The following is a 9,554-nucleotide window of genomic DNA, read 5'->3' as shown; positions in this document are numbered from 1 at the left end:
GCGCGGCTGCGGCCGGCGCCGTCGGTTTTGCCGGGACCGGTTTCGGCGGAGCGGGCTTGCGGGGCTTCGGCTTGGCCGGCGCGTCCGCGGCCGGTTCGGGCACTTCCGCATCCTGGGCCAGGACAGGTGCGGCCACGATCAGCACGAGGGCAAGGGCGGCGAAGGGTCGGATCAGGCAGGTGGACAACACGAATATCGCTCCCCGGGGTCCGGAAGGGCGGTTCGCCGCCCCACCGGATGCCTGCCCCTAGTCGCGCGAGGGCTTCGGCGCAATGGAGACGCCCGTCACATGGGCGGGGACGCGGGCAGATTCAGGCTTCAGCGCCGGCCGTCGACCTTTGTGCCGGGATCGATCGCCGGGAGTTCGTTGGGTCCGAGACCGACCGCCACGGCCTGCGCCGGCGAGCCGCCCTGGCCCCGGGCCCGGTTGGCCAGGGCCACGGTGAGCTTCTCGGCGGGCTCCGACTGCATCAACGCCAGGACTTCGGCCATCTTGCGCGGGTTCATCGCCAGGACGATGGGAACGAGGACCTCGAGGTTGAGGCGGTCGAAGACCCGGGCGGCGTCCTTCGGCTTCATGGTCTCGTACATCGTCACGATGTTCTTCAGGCCCGCCTTCTCGGCCTCCGCGCGCTGCGAGCCTCCGCCCTCGGTCTTGTCCTCGCCCTGCTTCAGGGTATCGACACCCTCCTCGAGCTTGCGCTCGGCGGTGCCGAGCAACTGCTCGCGCAGATCGAGCGCCTCGCTGCGCTGCTTCAGGGAGTCCCGGCGCGTGGCCAGGCGCTCCAGGATCGCCCGCTCGGAGGCCGGGATCGGCTCGGGCGGCGGGGGCGGACGGGACCCGGGCTTTTCGGGCTCGGGCGCCGGCTTCTCGGATTCCTTGGCGGTCACCGAGCCCGTCGTCGTCGGATCGGCGGGCTCGTAGTTCGTGCGGGCCTTCGCCAGCACGCGCGCGAAGTCCGGCAAGGGCGCGCCCGGCTGCGGCTTCGATTCCTCGATCGCGATGGCCGAGAGCTTGAGGACGAGCAGCATCGCGGCCGCCAGGGTCACGGCGTCGATCAGGCGCAGCTTGAAGGGACGCGGCTGGCGAAACCGGACGAGGCGACCGGGCTTCTTCACGCGGCCTTGCTCCTCAGTCGGCCGAGCGCGCGCTCGGACATGGCCAGCGCCGCCGCCGCCGCGACGCCGATGCGCTCGCCGTTGGGGCTCGCGGGCGCTGCCGCGGGTCCTCGAACGGGCGGAGGCACGCGTTCCAGGTCGCGGTCCGTGCGGGCGGTCGGCGGGGCGACCGGCCGGGCCATGGCGCGCTCGGGCACGGCCTGGGATACGATCGAGGCGATGCGGGTGATCACCGATTCGCCGGCCTCCACATGGGAGGCGAGGTCGGCGGCGTAGCGCTCGGCCGTGCCGAGCCGGTCGGCCAGCGTCCGGTCGCACTCGTCGAGGGTGGCGCGCAGGCCGACGATGGCCCGCTCGGCGGTGGAACTCGCCATGACGAGGTCGCCGATGGTCTGGCGCAGGGCCGCCTCGTCGGCCTTCAGCCGGGTGATGCGCCGACTCAGGCGCACCGACGAGACGATGCTGGCGACGAGGAGGATGGCGACGAGGATGTCGGCCGCGAGGGTGACGAGGAGGCTCATGGGATGCGTCACCCGTCCGTGCGGTTGTTCATGGAGGCCTCGAAGGCCTGGAGCGTGGTGCGGGAGCGGCGAAGCGGCCGCGTCAGCTGCACGGCGATGTTGTCGTCGATCCGCCCGATGCGCCCCTGGCTCAGGGCCCAGTCGCCGCAGCGCACGGCGATGAGGTCCGAGGGCTTGGTGTCGAACATCAGGGTGTCGCCGACCTTCAGGGACAGCACCTTCTTCAGGGGCAGCATCATCTCGTGCAGCACCGCCTCCATCGTCGCGTCGGCCTGCCAGATCTCGGTGGCGAGGTGGCTTTCCCAGACGTGGTCGCGGCCGAGCTTTTCGCCCATGAAGCTCTGCATGAGCAGTTCACGGATGGGCTCGATGGTGGCGTAGGGGAACAGGATCTGCAGCAGGCCGCCGCGCCCGTCCATGTCGAGCTTGAGGCTGATCAGGATGGCGGCGTTGGCGGGCCGGGTGATGGTGGCAAAGCGCGGGTTGGTCTCGATCCGGTCGATGGCGAAGCGCACCGGCGAGAGCGGCTGGAACGAGAGTTCGAGGTCGGTGAGGATGATCTCCACGAGGCGCCGCACGAGCTGCATCTCGATGGTGGTGAAGGGGCGCCCGTCGAGGCGCGTCGAGGAGCCGCCGCGCTTGCCGCCGAGCAGCAAATCGAGGGTCGAGTAGGCGAGGTTGGATTCGACAGTGACGAGGCCCGAATTCTCCCAGGCGTCGGCGCGGAACACGCCGAGCAGCGTCGGCAGCGGGATGGCGTTGAGGTAGTCGCCGAAGCGAACGGAAGTGATGTTGTCGAGGGTGACCTCGACGTTGTCCTGGAAGAAGTTGCGCAGGCTCGTCGACAACAACCGGATCATCCGGTCGAAGACGATTTCCAGCATCGGCAGGCGTTCGTACTGGACGACGCCCGAATCGACGATGGCACGCACGCCACCGGCGCCCGACGCCGAGAGTTCGCGCAGGGAGAACCCTAAGACGCCGTCGATCTCATCCTGGTTCAGGATGCGGTCGTTGCCGGCGAGCTCAGGGAGGTTGTCGGTCTCCCCGTCCTCGATCATCGTCGCCCATTCGGCGGCGACGTCGCTGGCATGCGTGGTGGTGCCCTGCTCGGCGAGCGCGGCGCCCCATTCGTCGGCCAGCGAGGATTCCCCGCCTTCGCCGTTCTGGGCGATGAGGGCGGCGGCCCAGTCGTCCTCGTCGATCGCGTCGTCGGCTCCGGCCATCAGACTCTCGTCACCTGCAAACTTTCATCGACCCGCCCTCGTGGACCCGAGGCCGGGCGGCTACTGGAGGACGACGTCCTTGAACAGGACCGCCTCGGCGCGGGCCGGGTGGATCGCGACGTTCACCCGGCGCAGCAATTCCTCGCGCAGGCGATAGATGCCGGCGGAGCCCGAGATGTCGCTGGCGCGCAGCTCGCGCAGGTAGACCTGGAAGGTGTCCTCGATGCGCGGCATCAGGGGCTTCACCTCGCTCTCGACCTTGGCGTCCTTCAGCTCGATGGCGATCTTGATCTTGGCAAAGCGCGTCTTGTCCTGGCCGGGCTCGCTCGCGAGGTTGATCATCATCTCGCGGACATCGAGGAAGACCACCGGCTTCTTGACCTCGGCCACCGCATCGCCGTGACTGTCGCCACCGGCCTTCTTCTTCATGACGTAGAAGCCGCCGCCGCCGGCGCCGACGAGCGCCAGCACCGCGGCGCCGATGATGATGAGCTTCTTCTTGCCGGATTTCGGGGCCTCGCCCTCGACGCCCTCCTGACCCTCGGCGGCGGCCTTTTTCGGCTTCTTTGCCATCGGTGGACCTCGGGGTTCGCGTCGCGGATCGCGTCGGTTCCGCCGACGGGCGACGGGCCTTGAGCGAGGTATCGGGCAAACAGGGTTAACGCGTCGTTAAGGCGGCAAAAGCTGCCGGGTCGGACTTGCCGCGTGGCACCGCCGGAAGCCGGGACGGTTAGGGCACCGTTATCGATAAGCTTCTGATTTTAGCCATGAAAATGAAATTTTTCCGGGTGGCATGGGCCATGCGGATACCCTGACGTCGTCGCTCGTCGAGGCTTGTGGGTGTCATGCAGAACGCATTGTTCGTGGGGGTTTCGAGCCAGATGGCGCTTCAGCGCGAACTGGACGTCATCGCCAACAACATGGCCAACGTCTCGACCAACGGCTTCAAGGCGCGCAACTCCCGGTTCCAGGAATACCTGATGCCGGTGGCGAGCGCCGACTCGTTCCAGAAGCCGGACCGCCGCGTCTCCTACGTCATCGACCAGGGCACCGCCCTCGACCTCGGCCAGGGGCCGATCGAGCAGACCGGAAACCCCCTCCACGTGGCGGTGCGCGGCGATGCCTTCCTGGTGGTGCGGACGCCGGCCGGCGACCGCTACACCCGCAACGGCGCCTTCGAGACCGACGCCCAGGGCACGCTGGTGACCAGCGACGGCTACCCCGTGCAGGGCGAAGGCGGCCCGATCCAGATCGGACAGCAGGAGACCGGCGTCAGTATCGGCCCCGACGGCACGGTCTCCACAAACCTCGGCATCCGCGGCCGCGTCCGCCTCGTCACCTTCGCCAATCCGCAGGCGCTCACCAACGAGGGCGCCAACCTCTACGCCTCCACCGCCCAGCCCCAGGCCGCCGGCCTCGCCGGCCGCGTCGAGGCCGGTGCGCTGGAGCGCTCCAACGTCAAGCCGGTGATCGAGATGACCCGGCTGATGGACGTGAACCGCACCTACACCATGGTCTCGGGCGTGATCTCGCGCCTCGATGACCTGCGCGGCACGGCGATCCGCCGTCTCGCCGACGTCGCGTAAGGAACATCGAGCATGCGTGCCCTTTACGCCGCCGCCACCGGCATGGCGGCCCAGGAACTCAACGTCCAGGTCATCTCCAACAACATCGCGAACCTGCGCACCACCGGTTACAAGCGCCAGCAGGCCCATTTCCAGGATCTGCTGTACCAGAACCTGCGCCGCGCCGGCTCGTCGACCTCGGACCAGAACACCCAGCTGCCCGCAGGCCTCGCCATCGGCTCCGGCGTGAAGACGACCTCCACCGCCCGCATCATGTCGCAGGGCACGCTGACCTCGACGGAGAAGGATTACGACGTCGCGATCCGCGGCGAGGGACTGTTCCGGGTGACCATGCCGGACGGACGCACCGCCTACACCCGCGACGGTTCGTTCGATTTGTCGGCTCAGGGACAGCTCGTGACCCGCGACGGCTACCTCGTCGATCCCGGCGTCACGGTGCCCAACAACGCGACCTCCGTGACGATCAGCGCGCAGGGCGCGGTGCAGGCCACCGTGCCGGGCCAGACCGCGCCGCAGGCGCTGGGGCAGTTCCAGCTCGCGCGCTTCGTCAACAAGGTCGGCCTCGAATCCATCGGCGACAACCTTTTCATCGAGACCGCCGCCTCCGGTCCGGCCATCAACGGCCTGCCCGGCGCCGAGGGCTTCGGCAACCTGCAGCAGAGCTACCTCGAAGAGGCCAACGTCAACGCGGTGACGGAGATCTCGTCGCTGATCGCGGCGCAGCGCGCCTACGAGATGAACTCGAAGGTGGTGACCGCCGCCGACCAGATGCTCTCGACCACCTCCCAGATGTTCCGCGGCTGACCCGGATCCTGACCATGCACGCCCTGCGACAGATCACGCCCGCCCGCCCCGTCCGCGTCCCGACCCTGAGCGCCGGCATCGTCGGCCGTGCATTGCTCGCGGTGCTGGCGTTCTCGCTGCTCACCGTCCAGGTCATGGCGCAGGACGCTCGACCGGGCACGGCCGCCCTGCGCCTGCGCGGCGACGTGACCGCGCGGGGCGACGTGCTCACCCTCGGCGACCTCGTGGAGGGGGCCTCCGCCGAAGTGGCGCTGCGCCCGATGTTCCGCGCGCCGGCGCTCGGCGCCACCGGGACGATCCAGGCGCGGCGCATCGCCGATGCCGTCTCGGCCCTCGGCCTCGGCGATGTCGAGACCGGCGGCCGGGCCCAGGTCTCGGTGCTGCGCGCCGCGCGCCGTGTCACGCAGCCCGAGATCGAGGCCGCGCTGAAGCGTGCGCTGGAATCCGGCCAGGGCCTCGACGTCCGCAATCTCGCCGTGCGCCTCGACGGGGAATCCCCGGTCCTGCTCGCTCCGATCGACCTGAACGGTCCGGCCAGCGCCCTCGACGTCAGCTACGATCCGCGCTCGCGCCGGATCGCCGCGCTGATCACGCTCGGCGAGCGGCAGGCGTCGCTGCGCATCACCGGTCAGGTCATGGAGATCCGCGAGGTCGCGATCCTCGGCCGCTCCCTCAACCGGGGCGAGGCGGTGACGGCCGCCGACATCACCATCGAGCGGCGCCCCCGCGAAGGCACCCCCGCCGACGCCCAGGGGTCGCTGGGCAACCTCGCCGGTCAGGTCGCTCAGCGCGGCCTCAGCGCGGGCGCGATCCTGCGCTCGGGCGATCTCGCCGCCCCCGATCTCGTGGCCCGTGGCGAGGCGGTGACCATCGTGTTCGACACGCCCGGCCTCAACCTCTCGCTGCGCGGCCAGGCCAACGAGAGCGGTCGCCTCGGCGCATCGATCACCGTCACCAACCCGGTCTCCAAGAAAATCCTGTCCGCGACCGTGATCGGCCCCGGCCGGGTCTCGGTCGGTCCCTCGCCCGCCATGCGTCAGGCGAGCGCCGCTCTCGATACGCCCGTCCTTCAGCGTTGACCCGCCCGGTCCGCTCTCCCGTTCGGTCTGACAAAGGTCTGGTCCCGATGACCCTTCGCCCGATGACCCTTCGCCCGATGAATCCTCGCCCGACGCGTTCCCGCCGGTCCCCCACCCTCGCCGTTGCGCTGCTCTGCACGTCGCTCGGCGCCTGCAACACCGTCGACCGCCTGTCGCAGATCGGGGCGACGCCCGCCCTTTCGGCGATCGAGGATCCGACCGCTCAGTCCGGGTACAAGCCGGTGCGGCTGCCGATGCCCGAGGTCCAGCCGGTCTCCTACGCGCCGAACTCGCTCTGGCGGACGGGCTCGCGCGCCTTCTTCAAGGATCAGCGCGCCGCGCGCATCGGCGATCTCGTCACCGTGAAGGTGAACGTCACCGACAAGGCGAACCTCAACAACGAGACCAAGCGCTCGCGCTCCAACGCCGAAGGGTTCGGACTGCCCAACGCCTTCGGCCTGGAGAGCAACAAGGCCATTCTGGCCGCCGGGGTCGCGCCCGACAAGCTCCTCAACGCCACCTCGACCACGTCGAGCGATGGTGCCGGTTCGGTTCAGCGCAACGAGACGGTGACCACCAGCGTCGCCGCCATCGTTACGCAGATCCTGCCCAACGGGAACCTTGTGGTGGAGGGAAAGCAGGAGATCCGCATCAACTTCGAGGTTCGCGAACTCATCGTGGCCGGCGTGGTGCGCCCCGAGGACATCGAGTCCGACAACACCATCGATTCCAGCAAGATCGCGCAGGCCCGGATCGCCTATGGCGGACGCGGCCAGATCACCGACGTGCAGCAGCCGCGCTACGGCCAGCAACTTGTGGATGTCCTGCTGCCGTTCTGAGGACCGAGGCCATTCGGAACCGGGCACCGGTTCCGAATGGGGTCCCCGGCCTCAATCGTCGCGGTAGACGCGCTCGCGGCGCTCGTGGCGCTCCTGCGCTTCGAGCGACAGGGTGGCGATGGGGCGGGCGTCGAGGCGCTTCAGGGAGATCGGCTCGCCGGTCTCCTCGCAATAGCCGTAGGAACCGTCTTCGAGCCGCGCCAGCGCGGAATCGATCTTGCCGGTCAGCTTGCGTTGGCGGTCACGCGCCCGCAGTTCAATGGAGCGATCGGTCTCGGACGAGGCGCGGTCCGCGAGATCAGGGTGGTTTTCGTTCTCGGTCTGCAGCGCGACCAGCGTATCCTGGGCTTCGCGCAGGATGTCCGACTTCCAGCCGAGCAACTTACGACGGAAATACTCGCGTTGCCGGTCATTCATGAACGGCTCGCTCTCACTCGGTACGTATCCGTCCTCGATCGTGATCTTCGCCATTCGCGCCTCATGCAGCCGGTTCGCGGCGATCATTTTGCGTGCCTATAATGCAGGGGGCAGGCCACGACAACGCGTCGTGGCTGCCGCGCACCGCAATCCTCTCGGATGATTTGCGCGCTGCGGCAAACACGCAACGGCTGTAAGTGCTTGCCCGGAGACGCTGCGTCGCAACAGCCGTGCCTGTTTGTCACCGAAAATCTAACCTGCGTTAAATTTCCGACCCTTGGCGATGGGGCGGCGGTGCGGGTCGGTAGTGGACAAACCCATCAGCCTGCGGAACCGGGAAGACCCGCTCACGTTGGGCTCGGCGACCCCGATTGGGCAAGATCACAGACGTTTACGGAGCCGGATTTGCGCCGGAATCAGGCATCGACGCCGGACTGAATGTCTAATTTCGTGTAGATCTCTAAAATAATACTCGATACGGATCGATCTAAATTGGATTGTTCCCTTTAGGTGTTGAGTTCTAGCGGAAGCGGAAGCCTGATTTTGTTCGCCGATCCGAGTGCGTGGCTTCACAGACGATCTCGCACCTTCAATGTTTCAGCCTGGAGCAAACGTCATGGCCAAGACGAAGACGCTACACGACGCCTTCTACGAGACCCTGAAGGACGTGTATTACGCCGAGAAGCAATCCGTCCGCGCCCTCAAGAAATCCGCCAAGGTGGCCCAGCACGACGAGCTGCGCAGTGCCTTCGAGACCCATGCGGAGGAGAGCGCCGAACAGGTCGAGCGCCTGCAGCAGGTGTTCGAGATCATCGGGAAGCCCGCCCGGGCCAAGACCTGCGAGGCCATGCAGGGGATCACCTCCGAGATGGAGGAGGACCTCGAGGACTTCGGCGAGAGCCCGGCGGCCGATGCCGTGCTCGTCGGCTGTGCCCAGGCCGTCGAGCATTACGAGATCGCCCGCTACGGCACCCTGAAGACCTGGGCCCGCCAGCTCGGCTACGAGGATGCCGCCAAGCTCCTGGAGCAGACCCTCGAGGAGGAGAAGAAGACCGACGCGCTGCTGAGCGAGATCGCGGAGCGCATCAACACCGACGGCACCGAAGAGGCGCAAGCGGGCGAGGAGAAGCCGCGCGCCAAGGCGAAGGCCAAGGGCTGATCCCAGCCTCGATCGTATCGATCATCCTGGGGGGCGTCGGGCAACCGGCGCCCTTCGCGCGTCCGGCGTTCAGGCCGCCTGCCGCGCCGACACCTTGGCGAGTTCGACCGCTGCCCTCAGCTCGATCTCGGCGATCAGCCCGTCGAGGCGCGGATCGCCGCTGAGGCCGGCGCGCTCGCCGAGGCGGGCTGCGATGTCCTGGAGTTCGCGCGTCGAGACCCGGCCCATGATCAGCGAGGCCTTCAGGCGGTCGAGGCCGTCGAGGAGGTCGTTGGCGCGGCGGGCCGAGCGGCGGCGGCGCTCCTCCGGCGTGTCGGTGTTGCTCTGCAGGGTCAGGATCGCGTCGAGGCCGGCGAGCGACGTGGCCGGTGTCGCGGCGGCGCTCGTCGGCGTGGCGGTCGGGCTCGCGAGGGCGAAGGCCTGGCTGCCCTCGCTCCGACGCTGCGGAGCGCTTGGGCCTGTGCTTGAGGTGACGAAGCGGGGGTCGACGCGCATGGGATGGAAACCGATCGGGGCGGGTGGACGCCCGGCAGCGCCAGCATCCGATCCGCTTGGTTAACCGCTCGTAAATGTCCCGGCAGAAGATGCCGGGTCGGCACGAAGCGTAAGGCCGAGAGGTACCGTCCGCTTCCTTGCGGGTTTAAAAAAACGTTCAAAATCAACCGATTGGCATAAACGCGCGTTTGGCACGCTCCTGGCACCAAACCGAGGACCTGTACGCCTCGAAGAGTGCCATGCCCGACGCCCTCACCGGCCCGACCCGAATCCTCCGCCACGCGCTCTGCCTTTTGGCGGGCCTGGTGC

The 9,554-nt window shown here is 68.2% G+C and carries 12 protein-coding genes; 5 read left to right on the top strand and 7 right to left on the bottom strand.

The features are described 5' to 3' along the window. The 5 genes from JWQ05_RS03425 to fliL all read right to left on the bottom strand — a co-directional run. Positions 1-190: hypothetical protein (locus JWQ05_RS03425; protein ID WP_299654490.1), on the bottom strand; the 190-nt coding region annotated here is incomplete at its 3' end. A 128-nt stretch (positions 191-318) separates the two neighbouring features. Continuing rightward, positions 319-1,032: a hypothetical protein gene (locus JWQ05_RS03420; RefSeq protein WP_299654496.1), complete on the bottom strand. Its 714-nt coding sequence runs from the start codon at positions 1,030-1,032 to the stop codon at positions 319-321. A gap of 83 nt (positions 1,033-1,115) precedes the next feature. Then, entirely contained in the window at positions 1,116-1,640 is a 525-nt protein-coding gene (locus tag JWQ05_RS03415) for a DUF6468 domain-containing protein (protein WP_299654487.1), read from the bottom strand. 8 nt (positions 1,641-1,648) lie between these two features. Further along, positions 1,649-2,866 carry a flagellar motor switch protein FliM gene (fliM, locus tag JWQ05_RS03410; protein ID WP_299654485.1) on the bottom strand — a complete coding sequence of 406 codons (1,218 nt, stop codon included), beginning with the start codon at positions 2,864-2,866 and terminating at the stop codon, positions 1,649-1,651. A gap of 60 nt (positions 2,867-2,926) precedes the next feature. Continuing rightward, complete coding sequence (gene fliL, locus JWQ05_RS03405; protein ID WP_299654482.1) at positions 2,927-3,439, bottom strand: flagellar basal body-associated protein FliL; 513 nt, start codon at positions 3,437-3,439, stop codon at positions 2,927-2,929. A gap of 272 nt (positions 3,440-3,711) precedes the next feature. Between fliL and flgF the strand changes: the two genes are divergently transcribed. The 4 genes from flgF to flgH all read left to right on the top strand — a co-directional run bounded on the left by flgF (position 3,712) and on the right by flgH (position 7,174). Further along, positions 3,712-4,452: a flagellar basal-body rod protein FlgF gene (gene flgF, locus JWQ05_RS03400; protein WP_299654479.1), complete on the top strand. Its 741-nt coding sequence runs from the start codon at positions 3,712-3,714 to the stop codon at positions 4,450-4,452. Between the two features lie 12 nt (positions 4,453-4,464). Further along, positions 4,465-5,256 (top strand): flagellar basal-body rod protein FlgG, encoded by a 792-nt coding sequence (gene flgG, locus JWQ05_RS03395; protein ID WP_299654476.1) that lies wholly within the window; start codon positions 4,465-4,467, stop codon positions 5,254-5,256. A gap of 14 nt (positions 5,257-5,270) precedes the next feature. After that, a complete protein-coding gene (gene flgA, locus JWQ05_RS03390) occupies positions 5,271-6,335 on the top strand; it encodes a flagellar basal body P-ring formation chaperone FlgA (protein ID WP_299654473.1) in 1,065 nt (354 codons plus the stop codon). Positions 6,336-6,412: 77 nt separating this feature from the next. After that, a complete protein-coding gene (flgH, locus tag JWQ05_RS03385; RefSeq protein WP_299654470.1) occupies positions 6,413-7,174 on the top strand; it encodes a flagellar basal body L-ring protein FlgH in 762 nt (253 codons plus the stop codon). Positions 7,175-7,225: 51 nt separating this feature from the next. Here flgH and dksA read toward each other — a convergent pair whose 3' ends face one another. Continuing rightward, a complete protein-coding gene (gene dksA, locus JWQ05_RS03380; RefSeq protein WP_299654493.1) occupies positions 7,226-7,645 on the bottom strand; it encodes an RNA polymerase-binding protein DksA in 420 nt (139 codons plus the stop codon). A 562-nt stretch (positions 7,646-8,207) separates the two neighbouring features. Here dksA and JWQ05_RS03375 point away from each other — a divergent pair. Further along, a complete protein-coding gene (locus JWQ05_RS03375; RefSeq protein ID WP_299654467.1) occupies positions 8,208-8,750 on the top strand; it encodes a ferritin-like domain-containing protein in 543 nt (180 codons plus the stop codon). A gap of 69 nt (positions 8,751-8,819) precedes the next feature. On the opposite strand, the gene JWQ05_RS03370 is transcribed toward JWQ05_RS03375, so the two are convergent. Then, complete coding sequence (locus JWQ05_RS03370) at positions 8,820-9,245, bottom strand: flagellar assembly protein FliX (RefSeq protein ID WP_299654464.1); 426 nt, start codon at positions 9,243-9,245, stop codon at positions 8,820-8,822. Positions 9,246-9,554 lie beyond the last annotated feature (309 nt).

It is taken from the genome of Methylobacterium sp. (assembly GCF_028290105.1).
Classification (GTDB): domain Bacteria; phylum Pseudomonadota; class Alphaproteobacteria; order Rhizobiales; family Beijerinckiaceae; genus Methylobacterium.
Note: the sequence above shows the minus strand (reverse complement) of the source record. Positions and strands in the feature narration are given on the sequence as shown.